Raw genomic sequence first — 15,718 nt, 5'->3', positions numbered from 1 at the left:
GCGTTGACACCACCCGTCCGCCGGTAGGGTGACCCGGTCGTCATACGCAGTCGAGAACCGGAGACCGTGACTACTACCGCCGCCTCCACCTCCCACTACCTTTCCCCCGCCTTCCCCGGCCGTGCCCCCTGGGGTACCGCCAGCAAGCTGCGTGCCTGGCAGCAGGGGGCGATGGAGAAGTACATCCAGGAGCAGCCGCGTGACTTCCTCGCGGTCGCGACCCCGGGCGCCGGCAAGACGACCTTCGCGCTCACCCTCGCCTCCTGGCTGCTGCACCACCACGTCGTCCAGCAGGTGACCGTGGTCGCGCCCACCGAGCACCTGAAGAAGCAGTGGGCGGACGCGGCCGCGCGGATAGGGATCAAGCTGGACCCGGAGTACAGCGCGGGACCGCTCGGCAAGGACTACCAGGGCGTCGCCGTCACCTACGCGGGTGTCGGTGTGCGGCCCATGCTGCACCGCAACCGCGTCGAGCAGCGCAAGACCCTCGTCATCCTCGACGAGATCCATCACGCCGGTGACTCCAAGTCCTGGGGCGAGGCCTGCCTCGAAGCCTTCGAGCCCGCCACCCGGCGGCTCGCGCTGACCGGTACGCCCTTCCGCTCCGACACCAACCCCATCCCCTTCGTCACGTACGAGGAGGACAACGCCGGCATCCGGCGCTCGGCCGCGGACTACACCTACGGCTACGGCAACGCGCTCGCCGACCATGTCGTGCGGCCGGTCATCTTCCTCTCCTACAGCGGCAACATGCGCTGGCGCACCAAGGCCGGTGACGAGATCGCGGCGCGGCTCGGCGAGCCGATGACCAAGGACGCCGTCTCGCAGGCCTGGCGGACCGCGCTCGATCCCCGTGGCGAGTGGATGCCGAGCGTGCTGCGCGCCGCCGACCAGCGGCTGACCGAGGTCCGCAAGGGCATCCCCGACGCGGGCGCCCTCGTCATCGCCTCCGACCAGGACTCCGCCCGCGCCTACGCCAAGCTGATCCGTGAGATCACCGGCAGCAAGGCGACGCTCGTCCTGTCCGACGACACCGGCGCGTCCAAACGGATCGACGACTTCAGCGAGGGCGACGGCCGGTGGATGGTCGCGGTGCGGATGGTCTCGGAAGGCGTCGACGTGCCCCGGCTCGCCGTCGGGGTCTACGCCACCACCATCTCCACCCCGCTCTTCTTCGCCCAGGCCGTTGGCCGTTTCGTGCGGTCCCGGCGCCGCGGCGAGACCGCCTCCGTCTTCCTGCCGACCATCCCCGACCTGCTCACCTTCGCCAACGAGATGGAGGTCGAGCGCGACCACGCCCTCGACAAGCCGAAGAAGGAGAGCGAGGAGGACCCCTACGCCGAGTCCGAGAAGGAGATGGACGAGGCGAACAAGGAGCAGGACGAGGACACCGGCGAGCAGGACATGCTGCCCTTCGAGGCGCTGGAGTCCGACGCCGTCTTCGACCGGGTCCTCTACGACGGCGCCGAGTTCGGCATGCAGGCCCACCCGGGGAGCGAGGAGGAGCAGGACTACCTCGGCATCCCGGGGCTCCTCGAACCCGACCAGGTGCAGCTGCTGCTGCAGAAGCGGCAGGCCCGGCAGATCGCGCACAGCCGCAAGAAGCCGGACTCCGAGGCCGACCTGCTGGAGCTGCCCGCCGAGCGGCGGCCGGTCGTCTCGCACCGGGAGATGATGGAGCTGCGCAAGCAGCTCAACACGATGGTCAGCGCCTACGTCCACCAGAGCGGCAAGCCGCACGGCGTGATCCACACCGAGCTGCGCCGGGTCTGCGGCGGACCGCCGAGCGCCGAGGCCACGGCCGGTCAGCTGCGCCAGCGCATCGCCAAAGTGCAGGAGTGGGCCACGCGCATGAGGTGACGCGTGGCTGTGCGTATCCGGACAAACACAGGCGTGCCGTACCGGCCGGTGCCCGGATTCTGGACGGAGGCTTCCGCTCAGCGAACCGGCTTCGCTAATGTCCCGCTACGCACACGCCCCGTGGCAGCGCCGCCGCGGAGCGCAGCCGTGAAGCGACGCGGCCCGGACAGGCCGGGCCGCCGGCCGATCGGCGGCCTCTGAAGCGCGTCGCCGACGGGACTCGGTGACGCATATTCCGCGAGGGGGCTGCCGACCTCACCACTAAGGAGTGGGCGTCGTGACCGCGGAGACCTCTCAGACGCTCGACCGGGGACTGCGTGTCCTCAAGCTGCTGGCCGACACGGACCACGGGCTGACCGTCACCGAGCTTTCCAACAAACTGGGCGTGAACCGGACCGTGGTGTACCGCTTGCTGGCCACGCTGGAGCAGCACGCGCTGGTCCGCCGTGACCTGGGTGGCCGGGCCCGGGTCGGGCTCGGCGTGCTGCGCCTCGGCCGCCAGGTGCATCCGCTGGTGCGCGAGGCCGCGCTGCCCGCGCTGCGATCGCTGGCCGAGGACATCGGGGCGACGGCACATCTGACCCTGGTGGACGGCGCGGAGGCGCTGGCCGTGGCGGTCGTGGAACCGACGTGGACCGACTACCACGTGGCCTACCGGGCCGGTTTCCGGCACCCCCTGGAGCGCGGCGCCGCCGGCAAGGCCATCCTCGCCGCCCGCCGCCAGCCCCTGGAGGAACCGGGCTACACCCTGACCCACGGCGAGCTGGAGGCCGGTGCGAGCGGAGCCGCGGCACCCCTGCTGGGGGTGACCGGGGTCGAGGGCAGCGTCGGAGTGGTGATGCTGGCGGACGCCGTACCGGAACGGGTCGGGCCGCGGGTGATGGACGCGGCGCGGGAAGTGGCGGAGGCGCTGCGCTGACCGCCCGGGACCGAGCGGGATCACCGTCACGTTAGATTGACCCCGTGCTCTCACGTCTCTCGCGTCCCCAGGCCCTCGCCGTCTGTGCCGTGCCGGTCGTGGCGCTGATCGCCACGGCCGCGCTCGCACCGCTGCCGTTCTCGCTCACGCAGCCGGGGCTGACGGCGAACGTGCTGGGGAAGAACAAGGGCGAACCGGTGATCACGATCTCCGGGGCGGCGACCCGGGACACCAGCGGGCAGCTGCGGATGACGACGATCGAGGCGACCGGCCCCGACACCAGCGTCTCGCTCGGCGACGTGCTCGACTCCTGGTTCCGCACCGACCGCGCCGTCATGCCCCGGGACGCGGTCTACCCCAGCGACAAGAGCACCAAGGAGATCGAGAAGTACAACACCGAGCAGATGCGCGAGTCCCAGGACGCCGCCTCCGAGGCCGCCCTGAACTACCTCGACCTCGACCCCGCCGGGATCGAGGTCGACCTGGAGCTGGAGGACGTCGGCGGCCCCAGCGCCGGTCTGCTCTTCTCCCTCGGCATCGTCGACAAGCTGGACGGCGACGGCACCGGCGGCGATCTCACCGGCGGCCGCACCATCGCCGGTACGGGCACCATCGACGCCGACGGCAAGGTCGGCGCGGTCGGCGGCGTCGCCCTGAAGACGCAGGCCGCCCGCCGCGACGGCGCGACGGTGTTCCTGGTTCCCGAGGCCGAGTGCGCGGACGCCAAGGCCGAACTCCCCAAGGGGCTGCGCCTCATCCCGGTCACCACCCTCAAGGGCGCCGTCGACTCCCTGATCGCCCTGGAGAAGGACAACGGGAAGGTGCCGAGCTGCTAGGGCCTGTCGTTCGGATCAGGCACTAGGCGTGCGGCTCACCCCTCCTTGACGAAGCCCTCCGCCTTCATCCAGTCCAGCGCCACCTCGTGCGGGTCCTCGCCGTCCACGTCGACCCTCGCGTTCAGCTCCCGCGCGACCGTGTTGTTCAGGCGTGCCGTCACCGGTGCCAGGATCTCCGCGATCGCCGGATACTCCTCCAGGGTCCCGGAGTTGATCTCCGGCGCCGCGTTGTAGTTGGGGAAGAACTTCTTGTCGTCCGCCATGACCACCAGGTTCATGGACTTGATGCGGCCGTCCGTGGTGAAGACCTCCCCGTAGGTGCAACTCCCTTTCGCCGCCTGGGTGTAGATGATCCCGGTGTCCATCTGCGTGATGTTCCCGGCCGGGATGCTCATCCCGTACGCCTTCTCCATGCCGGGCAGCCCGTCGGCCCGGTTGGCGAACTCGCTCTCCACGCACAGCGTCACCGCGCCGGGGTTGCTCTCCGCCAGCGCGGCCACGTCGGAGAGGGTCTTCGTGCGGTACTTCTCGAAGTTGTCCTGGTTCATCGCCAGCGCGTAGGTGTTGTTCAGCGCCGACGGTTCCAGCCAGGTCAGCCCGTTCTTCAGATCGGCCTCCCGCACCGCCTCCCACTGCCCGCGCGGATCGTCGATGGGCTCGCTGTTGCCCAGGTACGTGATCCAGGCGGTGCCCGTGTACTCGTACATCCCGTCCGCGTCCCCGGACCTGACCGCCTCCCGCGCCCCGATCGACCCCTGGATCCCGGTGCGGTCGAGCACCTCCGCGCCCGCCGCCTCGAAGGCGATGCCCATGATCGCGCCGAGGATCAGCTGCTCGGTGAACTCCTTCGAGGTCACCGTCAGCTCGGCGCCCTTCAGCGGCTCGCCCTGGCCGATCGAGCCGGGGACGACGTCGTCGACCATCGGCGAACCGCTCGTGAGCCCGCAGGCGGTGAGCAGCGCCCCGGTGAGGAGGAGGCACGCGCCGCGTTTCACGTCCCCACCTCCAACCCCCGCGGCCGCAGCAGCAGTTCGGCCAGCGAGGCCAGCCAGTCCACCAGCAGGGCCAGGGACACCGTGAGGATCGAGCCCAGCACCAGGACCGGCATTCGCTGGGTGGTGATCCCGGTGGTGATCAGCACCCCCAGCCCGCCGCCCCCGCCGAAGGTCGCCAGCGTCGCCGTACCGACGTTCAGGACGAGGGCCGTGCGGACGCCGGCCAGGATCAGGGGCACCGCCAGGGGCATCTCGACGCGGGACAGTACCCCCAGCGGGGACATGCCGATGCCGCGGGCCGCCTCCAGCAGCGTGGGGTCGTTCGCCTTCAGGCCCGCGATCGTGTTCGCCAGCACCGGCAGGATGGCGTAGGCGGTGATGCCGATCAGGGCCGCCTTCGTACCGGTGCCGAGCCAGATCACCAGCAGGGCGAGCAGGCCGATCGCCGGGGTCGCCTGGCCCATGTTGGCGACGGCCATCGCCACCGGGGTCGCCTTGCGGAAGGCCCTGCGGGTCAGCAGGACGCCCAGCGGGATGGCGATGATCAGCACGAAGAAGGTGGAGACCACCGTCAGCTCCACGTGCTGCCACAGCGCCTTGGACACCTGGCCGTCGGAGAGCGCGTTCTCGGAGATCGGGTCCAGGTCGGCCTGCGCGAACCACAGCCAGGTCGCCAGCAGCAGCGCCACCAGCAGGGCCGGCAGGACGGTCAGTTTCTGCCAGGTCACCCGGCGCGGCGGGACCGCGGGCGGCGGGGGCGCCTCCTGCTCGGCCTCGCCCTCGTCCCGGAAGGCCACACCCTTGACCTCGTGCTCACCCTCGGGGCGCTGTTGCTCGGGGGAGGTGGTCACGCCTTCGCCTCCCCTCCGTCGCCCTCCTGCTCGGCATGCGTCCGGGAGGACCGGGCCGACTCCAGGTCGTGCTGGTGCTCCAGCGCCTCAAGACGGTCCGCCTCCAGCAGCTCGTGCACGGAGTTCATGAGGGTCTCCATGTCGACGACGCCGTCGTACTCGCCGCGCCGGCCGGTGACCGCGACCCGGCCCGCATTGTCGGTGAGGACCGCCTCCAGGGCGTCGCGCAGGGTGGCGTCCCGGGTGACCGTGTCGTGCACCAGGGTGCCCGCGCGGGCGAGCGAGCCCTTGGCCCGCATCAGATCGCCGCGGCGCAGCCACTTGTAGGGGCGGCGGCGCTTGTCGAGCAGCAGGATCTCGTTGGTGCCGCTGGAGCGGAGCTTGTTGAAGATCTCCTGGAGCGGGTCGTCGACGGTGACCGTCGGATAGTCGGTGATCTCCACATCCCGTACCCGGGTCAGGTTCAGCCGCTTCAGCGCCGCCCCGGCACCGACGAACCCCGAGACGAAGTCGTCGGCGGGGTTGGTGAGGATCGCCTCCGGGGTGTCGAACTGAGCGATGTGCGAGCGTTCGCGCAGTACGGCGATCCGGTCGCCCAGCTTGATCGCCTCGTCGAAGTCATGGGTGACGAAGACGATCGTCTTGTGCAGTTCGTGCTGCAACCTGATCAGCTCGTCCTGGAGATGGTCCCGGGTGATCGGGTCGACCGCGCCGAACGGCTCGTCCATCAGCAGCACCGGGGGATCGGCGGCCAGCGCCCGCGCCACGCCGACCCGCTGCTGCTGGCCGCCGGAGAGCTGGCGGGGATAGCGGCCGTGGAACTCGCCGGGGTCCAGACCGACCAGGTCCAGCAGCTCCTCCACCCGGTTCCTGATCCGCGCCTTCGGCCAGCCGATCATCCGCGGCACCAGGCCGATGTTCTGCGCGACCGTCATGTGCGGGAAGAGACCGGCCGACTGGATCGCGTAGCCGACCTTGCGGCGCAGTTTCACCGGGTCGATGTCGGTGACGTCCTCGCCGTTGATGCGGATCCGGCCGCCGGTCGGTTCGATCAGCCGGTTGATCATCTTGAGCGTCGTGGACTTCCCGCACCCGGACGGCCCGACGAAGATGACGGTCTCGCCCGCCTGGATCTCCATGTTCACGTTGTCGACGGCCGGAGCGGGACTGCCCGGATACCGCTTGGAGAGGTTCTCCAGCTCGATCGAGGCGCCGGAGGCACCGGACTCACCGGAGCCGCTGGTCTCAGGCACGGATCCCCCTCGGAATGGTCAGCCGCCCGATCAGGACGTACGCGGCATCGAAGAGCAGGGCGAGGACGATGATCCCGAGGGTGCCCGCGAGGACCTGGTTGAGCGCGTTCTTGCTGCCCAGCGAGGCGATCCCGCGGAAGATCTCGTTGCCGAGGCCGGGCCCGGAGGCGTAGGCCGCGATGGCCGCGATGCCCATCAGCATCTGTGTGGAGACCCGGATGCCGGTCAGGATCGGCGGCCAGGCCAGCGGCAGTTCGATCCGCGTCAGCCGCGTCAGCCGGGACATCCCGATGCCCCGGGCCGCGTCCACCAGGGTCGGATCGACCCCGCGCAGCCCGACGATCGCGTTGCGTACGATCGGCAGCAGTCCGTACAGGGTCAGCGCGATCACCGTGGGCGGAACGCCCAGGCCCACGACCGGGATGAGCAGACCGATCATGGCGAGCGAGGGAATGGTCAGAATGGCCGAGGTGGTCGTCGTCGCGATGTTCCCGCCCAGCTCGCTGCGGTAGGTGAGCACACCGATCAGCACGCCCAGCACGGTCGCGACGACCATGCACTGGAAGACGGCGCTCGCGTGCTGATAGGCGTCGGTGAGCAGCTGCTGGTGACTGATGCTCAGGTACTCCCAGAAGGTCACATCGCTCACCCCACCGTCGGCTGGCTCCGCTGATCCTCCGCCGCCTGCTCCACCAGCGGGATGATCCGCAGCGGAACGGGGTTCTCCATCACGATCGCGGTGGCGGCCCGGACGATCCCATCAAAACCGACAACCCGGTCGATGACCCGTTGCAGATCGGCGTTCGAGCGGGCCACGAGCCGGCACAGCATGTCCCCGCTGCCGGTGGTCGTGTGCAGCTCCAGCACCTCCGGAACGGTCGCCAAGTGGGCCCGTACATCGGGCCCTTGGCCCTGCCGGATCTGGAGCGTGGCGAAGGCGGTGACCGGATAGCCGAGCGCCGCCGGGTCCACCTGCGGGCCGAAGCCCCGGATGACTCCGTTCGACTGAAGCCGGTCCAGCCGCGCCTGCACGGTCCCGCGGGCCACTCCCAGCCGCCGGGACATCTCCAGCACCCCGATCCGCGGCTCCCGCGCGAGCAGCACGATGATGCGCCCGTCCAGATGATCGATCGCCATGGGCCCTCCCGGCACTGGTCATGATGTACAGAAAGCCCGCCGTGACGGGCGTATCACTGCGCACATTGCCCAGTGAACACGCAAACTATTGCGCACCTTGCGAGGTGGGGTCAGGCTGCCGCTATGACGCAGACCACTCACCACACTCCCGACACCGCCCGGCAGGCCGACCCCTTCCCGGTCAAGGGAATGGACGCGGTCGTCTTCGCCGTGGGCAATGCCAAGCAGGCGGCGCACTACTACTCCACCGCCTTCGGCATGAAGCTGGTCGCCTACTCCGGACCGGAGAACGGCACCCGCGAGACCGCCTCGTACGTCCTGGAGAACGGCTCCGCCCGCTTCGTCCTCACCTCGGTGATCAAGCCTTCCACCGACTGGGGCCACTTCCTGGCCCGGCACGTGGCCGAGCACGGTGACGGCGTCATCGACCTCGCCATCGAGGTCCCGGACGCGCGCGCCGCGTACGCCTACGCCATCGAGCACGGCGCCCGCTCCGTCACCGAGCCCTACGAGCTGAAGGACGAGCACGGCACCGTCGTGCTGGCCGCCATCGCCACCTACGGCGAGACCCGCCACACCCTCGTCGAGCGCACCGGCTACGACGGCCCCTATCTGCCCGGCTACGTCCCCGCCACCCCGATGGTCGAGCCGCCCGCCCAGCGCACCTTCCAGGCGATCGACCACTGCGTCGGCAATGTCGAGCTCGGCCGGATGAACGACTGGGTCGGCTTCTACAACAAGGTCATGGGCTTCACGAACATGAAGGAGTTCGTGGGCGACGACATCGCCACCGAGTACAGCGCGCTGATGTCGAAGGTGGTGGCCGACGGCACGCTCAAGGTCAAGTTCCCGATCAACGAGCCCGCCATCGCCAAGAAGAAGTCCCAGATCGACGAGTACCTGGAGTTCTACGGCGGCGCCGGCGTCCAGCACATCGCGCTGAACACCAACGACATCGTCGCCACCGTCCGCACCATGCGCGCGGCCGGCGTCCAGTTCCTCGACACCCCGGACTCCTACTACGACACCCTCGGCGAGTGGGTCGGCGACACCCGGGTGCCGGTGGAGACCCTGCGCGAGCTGAAGATCCTCGCCGACCGCGACGAGGACGGCTATCTGCTCCAGATCTTCACCAAGCCGGTCCAGGACAAGCCGACCGTCTTCTTCGAGATCATCGAGCGCCATGGCTCGATGGGCTTCGGCAAGGGCAACTTCAAGGCCCTCTTCGAGGCGATCGAGCGCGAGCAGGCCAAGCGCGGCAACCTCTGAGGAAACCTCTAAGGCTCCGCAGGCGCCTCCAGTGAGGGCTCGCCCAGCTCGTCCAGAGCCCGGCGGGCCCTCGGCGCGTGCAGCGTCGAGAAGTACGGATTGATCCGCATCGCCTCCTGGAGCTGGCGACGGGCGGGACCGGTCAGTTCCAGGTCCCGCTCGATCATCCCGCGGTGGTAGACGTACAGCGCGCTGCGCACCCCGCCGCCCTTCGTCCGGTCCGTGGCGATCCGCGCGAACCGCAGCGCCTCCTCGTTCTCCCCGGCCCGGTGCAGCGCCCAGCCCAGCGCGTCCGCCACCGCGATCCCCGGCTGCCGCTCCCACTCGGCCCGCAGCCGCCGTACGGCCGACTCCGGATCCCCGTGGTCGGCCTCGAACAGGCCCAGCACCAGCTCCTCGTCGGCCCCGCCCGCGGCGGCGCCGCGCACCCGCTCGCGCAGTACGTCGTACTGCACCCGGGCCGCCTGCCCGAGCCCCAGGGAGTCGTACAACTCGCCCAGTTCCAGGGCGTACTGGGGGAGCGGCTGCTTGGCGAGGGCGACCCGGTAGGCGTTCAGCGCCTCCGTCGTCCGGCCCAGTGCCGCCAGCGCCCGGCCCTGTCCGGCGAGCGCGGCCCGCTGGTCGGGGTCGAGGCGGACGGCCTCCTGGAAGTGCCGCAGCGCCCCGTCCCGGTCCCCGCGCTCCCAGGCCAGCTGCCCGCCCCGTTCCAGATAGGCGGCCCGCTCGGCCGGTGCCTCCGCGGAGGCCGCCGCGTCGGAGAGGGCGGCCGCCGCGTCCTCGCGCCAGCCGCGGTCCCGGTACACGGCACCGGCCCGCGCCAGCACCGCGGGCCCCGAGCCCAGCTCCAGCATCCGGTCCATCGACTTCTTGGCCGCCTTGTAGTCGCCGAGCCCCGTGTACGCGTCGATCAGCAGGGGGTACGTCGTCCAGCGCTTCGGCGCCAGCTTCCGTGCGGCCTCGCCCCACTTCCGCGCGGCGGGGAAGTCACGGCGCGCGTTCGCCAGCGCGGCGAGACCGCCGAGCGCCTCCACATTGCCCTTCGCCCGCACCTTCAGCGAGGTCCGCAGCACCCGCTCCGCCTTCGGGTAGTACGCCGCGTCCGCCGTCCGCCGCCCCTGCTCCACATAGGCCGACCCGAGCACCGCCCAGGACTCCGCGTCCTTCGGATGGCCCCGCAGATGGCTCTCCCGCTCGTCGATCAGCACCGCCAGGTCGGGCAGCGCGGCCGGGACACCCGTGGTCACCGCGGCCAGCGCCTGCGCGCCCGGCGTCGGCACGGGCGGCTCGCCCCCGGTCCGCCCCCACGGCAGCAGCACCAGCACCCCGCCGAGCACGGCACACCCCGCTACCGAACCGACCAGCACCCGTCGGCCGGCCCACGGGCGGCGCCGCTCCTCCTGTTCGTTCTCCATGGCGCTCACTGTGCGTCAGTACGACGACCACATTCCCGTACCGAAAGCCCCTCGCTGGCGGGGTTCACACCGATGGCCCCCGGTGTCAGGCTGTGATCATGAGCCACGACCTCGTCCACCGTCTGCTCACCGGCCTGCCCGCCGAGGCGGTTCTCACCGACCCCGACGTCACGGCCTCCTACGCCAACGACATGGCGAGCTTCTGCCCGGCCGGCGCCCCGGCCGTGGTCGTCCTGCCGCGCACGGTCGAGCAGGTCCAGCACGTCATGCGCACCGCCACCGAGCTGCGCGTCCCGGTCGTCCCGCAGGGCGCCCGCACGGGCCTGTCCGGCGGCGCCAACGCCACCGACGGCTGCATCGTGCTCTCCCTGACCAGGATGGACCGCATCCTGGAGATCAGCCCGGTCGACCGGATCGCCGTCGTCGAACCGGGCGTCGTCAACGCCGCCCTCTCCCGGGCGGTCGGCGAACACGGCCTCTACTACCCGCCGGACCCCTCCAGCTGGGAGACCTGCACGATCGGCGGGAACATCGGCACCGCCTCGGGCGGCCTGTGCTGTGTGAAGTACGGGGTGACGGCCGAGTACGTCCTCGGCCTCGACGTCGTGCTGGCCGACGGACGCCTGATGTCCACCGGCCGCCGCACCGCGAAGGGCGTCGCGGGCTACGACCTGACCCGGCTGTTCGTCGGCTCCGAGGGCTCGCTCGGCATCGTCGTACGGGCGATCCTCGCGCTGAAGCCGCAGCCGCCCCGACAGCTCGTGCTGGCCGCCGAGTTCGCCTCCGCGGCCGCCGCCTGCGACGCCGTGTGCCGGATCATGGCCGGCGGACACGTCCCGTCCCTCCTCGAACTGATGGACCGTACGACCGTCAAGGCGGTCAACGACCTCGCGCACATGGGGCTGCCGGAGACCACCGAGGCGCTGCTGCTCGCGGCCTTCGACACCCCCGACCCGGCCCCCGACCTCGCCGCGGTCGGCGCGCTGTGCGAGGCCGCCGGGGCCACCCAGGTGGTGCCCGCCGACGACGCGGCCGAGTCCGAACTGCTTCTCCAGGCCCGGCGGTTGTCGCTGACGGCGCTGGAGGCGGTGCGCGGGGTGACGATGATCGACGATGTGTGCGTGCCCCGCTCCCGGCTCGGCGACATGCTCGACGGGGTCGAGCGGATCGCCGAGAAGTACAAGCTCACCATCGGCGTCGTCGCACACGCGGGTGACGGCAACACCCACCCCACGGTCTGCTTCGACGCGAGCGACGAGGACGAGTCCCGGCGGGCCCGCGAGTCCTTCGACGAGATCATGGCGCTGGGCCTGGAACTCGGCGGCACCATCACCGGTGAGCACGGCGTCGGCGTCCTGAAGAAGGAGTGGCTGGCACGCGAGATCGGCCCGGTGGGCGTGGAGATGCAGCGCTCGGTCAAGCAGGTCTTTGACCCCCTCGGCATCCTCAACCCGGGCAAGCTGTTCTGAGCCTCCCGCGGCGCTGCGGCTCACTCCCCGTCCTTGGACTCGTCGCTCGGCCAGGGGTCGCGCAGCCACAGGTCGTCGGCCGGGGTCGGGGCGAGCAGCTCGGCGAGGCCGTCGTCGATGCCGAGCTGCTCGGCCTCAGAACCCGGGGGGACCACCCGCAGGGTGCGCTCCAGCCAGGCCGACACCTGCGCGGCAGGTGCCTCCAGCAGGGCGTCCCCGTCGGGTGAACTCAGCGCCATCAGCACGACGCTGCGGCCCTCGACCTTGGTCGGCCACACCCGTACGTCCCCGTGCCCGCACGGCCGGAACACCCCCTCCACCAGGAGTTCGCGGGCGAAGGTCCAGTTGACGGGGTGCTCGGAGCCGATGTGGAAGGCGATGTGGACGGCGTAGGGGTCATCGCTGCGGTAGCTCAGCCGGGCCGGGACCGGGATGCTGCGCTCGGGCGACAGGACGAGCTTGAGCTCCAGCTCGCGCTCTACCACGGTGGGGTGCATGACGTCCGGTGTCCTCTCTGGAGACTTCTCGTACGAGTCCTTCGGTGGGCCCGTACGAGTGGAGAGGGGGTCCGGCTCGGAGCATTACGCGGTTTCGCGGAACTTTTTTCCGCACTTCCCTTCCGGGGCTGTGGAGGACCTGCGCGAGGTTGCCCGGAAAGGGGCGGGTCCGGCGGGACCGGCAGTGGGGGTTGCCCGCGTCTGATAGATGTGGAGCCCCCAAAATGACCCCCGAGCAGATACGGGACGACGGACATGAGCGCCCCAACTCCGGCCCCCGGTGACGACAGGCCCCGCGAGGGGTACTACCCGGACCCGTCCATTCCTGGATATGTCCGGTACTGGAACGGCGCCTCCTGGGTGCCGGGCACCAGCCGTCCGGCACCGACGGACGGCGAACCGCTCGCCCCGCCGCCCGGCCCGAACCAGGCCTCCCCCGCGGGCCCGGTCGAGGAGACCGGCCCGCACTTCTTCGACGAGGACCCGGCGGGCGAACCCGCCGCGGCGCAGGGCCGGTCCCAGCACGGCAGCCGTCCGGAGCCTGCCTCCGCGTGGGGCGCCGACCGCTCCCGCCAGACCGGCTTCGGCGGCGACCAGGACCGCCGCGTCTCCTGGGGCGCCCCGGACCCGCGCACCCCGGACCCGCGCACTCCGGCTCCGGCCGAGGGCGCGACGCAGAGCACGGACGGCACGGCGACGATCCCGCCGGCCGACTCCGACCCCTCCGACACCGGGGCCGCCGCCAACAACACCTTCGTCTTCCGCCGCCCGATCCCCGGCCCCGCCGCCCTGGACGCGGCCGCCCAGGACGCCCCGGCGGACGAGGGCACCATGACATTCCGGGCAGTCTCCCCGCGCACGGGTCGCCCCGACGGAGCGCCCGCGGCACAGCAGGGGCGCACACCGGGCTCGCCCGCCGGACCGGGGGCAAGTGGGTCCGGGGGTACGGGAGTCGCGGGCGCGGCGGCCGCCGCGCCCCAGGGCCGCGGCTTCGGTGCCGGCAAGGCCGCCGCCGACCGGGCCGCCGCGCAGGCCCAGCAGGGGGCCCAGGTCGCCGCTCCCACGGCGCTCTCCGGGCCGCAGGCGGCCCCGGCGGTCCCGGCGCAGTCCGGGCCGCCGTCGGCGCCGCAGACCCCCGCACAGGGCGGCGCCCAGGCGGCAACTCCCGTCACCAGCGGCCCCGGTGGCGGTCAGCCGTCCTGGGCGCAGCAGGTGCACCGGCTCGCCGGGGACGAGGACCAGCCGGTGGTCCCCTGGAAGCCGCCGGTCGAGGACCCCTTCCAGGCGGTCGTCCGGCGTCAGGCCGCCGCCCGGCCCGCCTCCCTCGGCAAGCGGCTCGCCGCCCGGCTGCTGGACACCGTGGTCCTGCTCGGCGTCACCGCGGCGGCCGCCGTACCGCTCGGCACCAGGGCGATGGACCACGTCGACGAGAAGATCGACGCGGCCAAGCTGTCCGGCGAGACCGTCACCGTCTGGCTGCTGGACGGCACGACCTCGGCCTACCTCGGCATCGTGCTGGCCGTCCTGCTGCTCTTCGGCACGCTCTACGAGGCGCTGCCCACCGCCAAGTGGGGCCGCACCCTCGGCAAGAAGCTGTTCGGTCTTGAGGTGCGGGACATCGAGGGCCATGAACCGCCCACCTTCGGCGGCGCCCTGCGCCGCTGGCTGGTCTACAGCGTCCCCGTGCTGCTGGTGATCGGTGTCGTCGGTGTCCTGTGGTGCCTGTTCGACAAGCCGTGGCGCCAGTGCTGGCACGACAAGGCGGCGGGTACGTTCGTGGCGGGTTGACCGGATACGGCGAAACCGCCCGGACAATTCCGTACTCCGGACGGCCGCTCGCCGGATGCGCGGACCTGGGGTTCGCGGTCGACTCGGGCCATGAGCAGTGAACCGCCTCCCGGCTCCGGCGGGCAGCCGCCGGAAGACGACCCGTTCAGGAAGCAGCCCCCGTCCGGGGAGCCCGGCGCGCCGGGTGGCCAGCCGCCGCCGTACCAGGGCGGCCCCTACGACGGCGGCCCGTACGGCGGTGACCCCTACGGCGGCGGCGGTTACCCCGCCGATCCGCTGGCCGGGATGCCCCCGCTCGCGGAAAGCGGCAGGCGGACCCTGGCCCGGATCATCGACATGCTGATGGTGGCCGTCGTGGTGTGGCTGCTCACCTGGGCGTTCCGGGTCAACGAACTGGACATGAGCGCCGACAACGTCGACTACGGCAAGTCCCTCGGCCAGTCGCTGATCGCCGCGCTGCTCTACATCGGCTACGACACCTTCATGATCTCCAGGACCGGCCAGACGCTCGGCAAGAAGTGGCTGGGCATGCGGGTGGCCAATCTGGACGACGGATCCACGCCCTCCGTGCAGACCTCGCTGGTCCGCGCGCTGGTGCTGTGGATCCCGTTCGCCTTCTGCTGCGCCTGCATCTGGACCGCGATCTGCGGGGGCTGGAGCTATTTCGACAAGCCCTACAAGCAGGGCCTGCACGACAAGGCGGCCAAGACGGTGGTGGTCAGCACCCGGTGAGGCGTCGCGCGGTGAGACGTCGCGGGACGACGTGAGCTGCCGCGGGGGTGTCGCGGCAGTGGGCTCAGGCGGCGCGCTCGGGAACCGGTGCCGGCGTGGGCGCGTCCTGCGCGGTGACCGCGGGGGACGGCCTGCGCATCGCGATCACCCGGGCCTTGGGCGTCGGTACCGTCAACGCGACCAGTACTCCGAGGGCCAGTGCCGCGACGACGATGAGCGCGATCGCCGCACCCGAACTCGTCTGTGACAGCAGCAGCATGGCGAGGGTCGAGAAGAGCACGGTGCACGAACCGTAGGCGAGCTGTGCGGCGGTCGGACGAGGCATGTGAATCGTGTCCTCGGAATCGGGGGTACACGGGGGGTGTGGGCCTGGCATTCCGCCAACCTCTGGGCGTTCCGCCAATCGACTCTAATCGCGTGCATGCCCGAGCGGAACGAACAGTAAGCGTGACCTAACCAACAGTACCGGTGCACGGGGGGCGCACGGAGTCATGGCGTCCAGCAAGTGGACGGCGTCACGCGCCTGTCGAGTAGGCCGCCGGTGTCCGTAAAGCGGAACTCGACTTCGCATAGTGCACTTGTCCTGCTCAAGTCAAGGTCTGTCTTTTCTGGTGAACCTCTAGTCAAATGACGTCACTTGACTACACGCGTTGATCACGCGCGCGCGAACCCTCCATGACCAGGAACCCTCCCGTCGCGC

Annotated in this window: 15 protein-coding genes; 7 read left to right on the top strand and 8 right to left on the bottom strand. The window is 71.0% G+C overall.

Annotated elements, in window-relative coordinates; genetic code table 11:
- Positions 1-66: 66 nt before the first annotated feature.
- The 3 genes from STRCI_RS16400 to STRCI_RS16390 all read left to right on the top strand — a co-directional run bounded on the left by STRCI_RS16400 (position 67) and on the right by STRCI_RS16390 (position 3,615).
- On the top strand, positions 67-1,860 hold the full coding sequence (locus STRCI_RS16400; RefSeq protein WP_269659699.1) for a DEAD/DEAH box helicase: 1,794 nt from the start codon (positions 67-69) through the stop codon (positions 1,858-1,860).
- Between the two features lie 277 nt (positions 1,861-2,137).
- Positions 2,138-2,779, top strand: coding sequence for an IclR family transcriptional regulator (locus STRCI_RS16395; protein ID WP_015660070.1), 642 nt, complete (start codon positions 2,138-2,140; stop codon positions 2,777-2,779).
- 44 nt (positions 2,780-2,823) lie between these two features.
- The gene (locus tag STRCI_RS16390) at positions 2,824-3,615 is read left to right on the top strand and encodes a S16 family serine protease (RefSeq protein WP_269659698.1); all 792 of its coding nucleotides are present in this window, start codon (positions 2,824-2,826) and stop codon (positions 3,613-3,615) included.
- Between the two features lie 35 nt (positions 3,616-3,650).
- On the opposite strand, the gene STRCI_RS16385 is transcribed toward STRCI_RS16390, so the two are convergent.
- The 5 genes from STRCI_RS16385 to STRCI_RS16365 form a co-directional block, all read right to left on the bottom strand.
- Positions 3,651-4,538: a glycine betaine ABC transporter substrate-binding protein gene (locus STRCI_RS16385; RefSeq protein ID WP_418953462.1), complete on the bottom strand. Its 888-nt coding sequence runs from the start codon at positions 4,536-4,538 to the stop codon at positions 3,651-3,653.
- 68 nt (positions 4,539-4,606) lie between these two features.
- Positions 4,607-5,461, bottom strand: a complete 855-nt coding sequence (locus STRCI_RS16380) for an ABC transporter permease (protein WP_269659696.1) — start codon at positions 5,459-5,461, stop codon at positions 4,607-4,609.
- Positions 5,458-6,714, bottom strand: a complete 1,257-nt coding sequence (locus tag STRCI_RS16375; protein ID WP_269659695.1) for a betaine/proline/choline family ABC transporter ATP-binding protein — start codon at positions 6,712-6,714, stop codon at positions 5,458-5,460. Before STRCI_RS16375 ends, STRCI_RS16380 begins: the two co-directional genes overlap by 4 nt.
- On the bottom strand, positions 6,707-7,354 hold the full coding sequence (locus tag STRCI_RS16370) for an ABC transporter permease (protein WP_269664561.1): 648 nt from the start codon (positions 7,352-7,354) through the stop codon (positions 6,707-6,709). The genes STRCI_RS16375 and STRCI_RS16370 overlap by 8 nt, the downstream gene beginning before the upstream one ends.
- A 5-nt stretch (positions 7,355-7,359) precedes the next feature.
- Positions 7,360-7,851: an Lrp/AsnC family transcriptional regulator gene (locus STRCI_RS16365; protein WP_269659694.1), complete on the bottom strand. Its 492-nt coding sequence runs from the start codon at positions 7,849-7,851 to the stop codon at positions 7,360-7,362.
- Positions 7,852-7,974: 123 nt separating this feature from the next.
- Between STRCI_RS16365 and hppD the strand changes: the two genes are divergently transcribed.
- Complete coding sequence (hppD, locus tag STRCI_RS16360) at positions 7,975-9,120, top strand: 4-hydroxyphenylpyruvate dioxygenase (RefSeq protein WP_269659693.1); 1,146 nt, start codon at positions 7,975-7,977, stop codon at positions 9,118-9,120.
- Positions 9,121-9,128: 8 nt separating this feature from the next.
- On the opposite strand, the gene STRCI_RS16355 is transcribed toward hppD, so the two are convergent.
- Entirely contained in the window at positions 9,129-10,532 is a 1,404-nt protein-coding gene (locus tag STRCI_RS16355; RefSeq protein WP_269659692.1) for a tetratricopeptide repeat protein, read from the bottom strand.
- A 98-nt stretch (positions 10,533-10,630) separates the two neighbouring features.
- Between STRCI_RS16355 and STRCI_RS16350 the strand changes: the two genes are divergently transcribed.
- On the top strand, positions 10,631-12,001 hold the full coding sequence (locus tag STRCI_RS16350; protein WP_269659691.1) for an FAD-binding oxidoreductase: 1,371 nt from the start codon (positions 10,631-10,633) through the stop codon (positions 11,999-12,001).
- Between the two features lie 20 nt (positions 12,002-12,021).
- Here the strand turns inward: STRCI_RS16350 and STRCI_RS16345 are convergent, their stop codons facing one another.
- The gene (locus STRCI_RS16345; RefSeq protein ID WP_269659690.1) at positions 12,022-12,498 is read right to left on the bottom strand and encodes an SsgA family sporulation/cell division regulator; all 477 of its coding nucleotides are present in this window, start codon (positions 12,496-12,498) and stop codon (positions 12,022-12,024) included.
- Positions 12,499-12,753: 255 nt separating this feature from the next.
- Here STRCI_RS16345 and STRCI_RS16340 point away from each other — a divergent pair, with 255 nt between their 5' ends.
- Together STRCI_RS16340 and STRCI_RS16335 are read left to right on the top strand one after the other, a co-directional pair.
- On the top strand, positions 12,754-14,286 hold the full coding sequence (locus tag STRCI_RS16340; protein WP_269659689.1) for an RDD family protein: 1,533 nt from the start codon (positions 12,754-12,756) through the stop codon (positions 14,284-14,286).
- A 90-nt stretch (positions 14,287-14,376) separates the two neighbouring features.
- A complete protein-coding gene (locus tag STRCI_RS16335) occupies positions 14,377-15,018 on the top strand; it encodes an RDD family protein (protein ID WP_269659688.1) in 642 nt (213 codons plus the stop codon).
- Positions 15,019-15,082: 64 nt separating this feature from the next.
- On the opposite strand, the gene STRCI_RS16330 is transcribed toward STRCI_RS16335, so the two are convergent.
- Entirely contained in the window at positions 15,083-15,343 is a 261-nt protein-coding gene (locus STRCI_RS16330) for a hypothetical protein (RefSeq protein ID WP_269659687.1), read from the bottom strand.
- Positions 15,344-15,718: the final 375 nt, after the last annotated feature.

Source organism: Streptomyces cinnabarinus (genome assembly GCF_027270315.1).
Lineage (GTDB): Bacteria > Actinomycetota > Actinomycetes > Streptomycetales > Streptomycetaceae > Streptomyces > Streptomyces cinnabarinus.
Note: the sequence above shows the minus strand (reverse complement) of the source record. Positions and strands in the feature narration are given on the sequence as shown.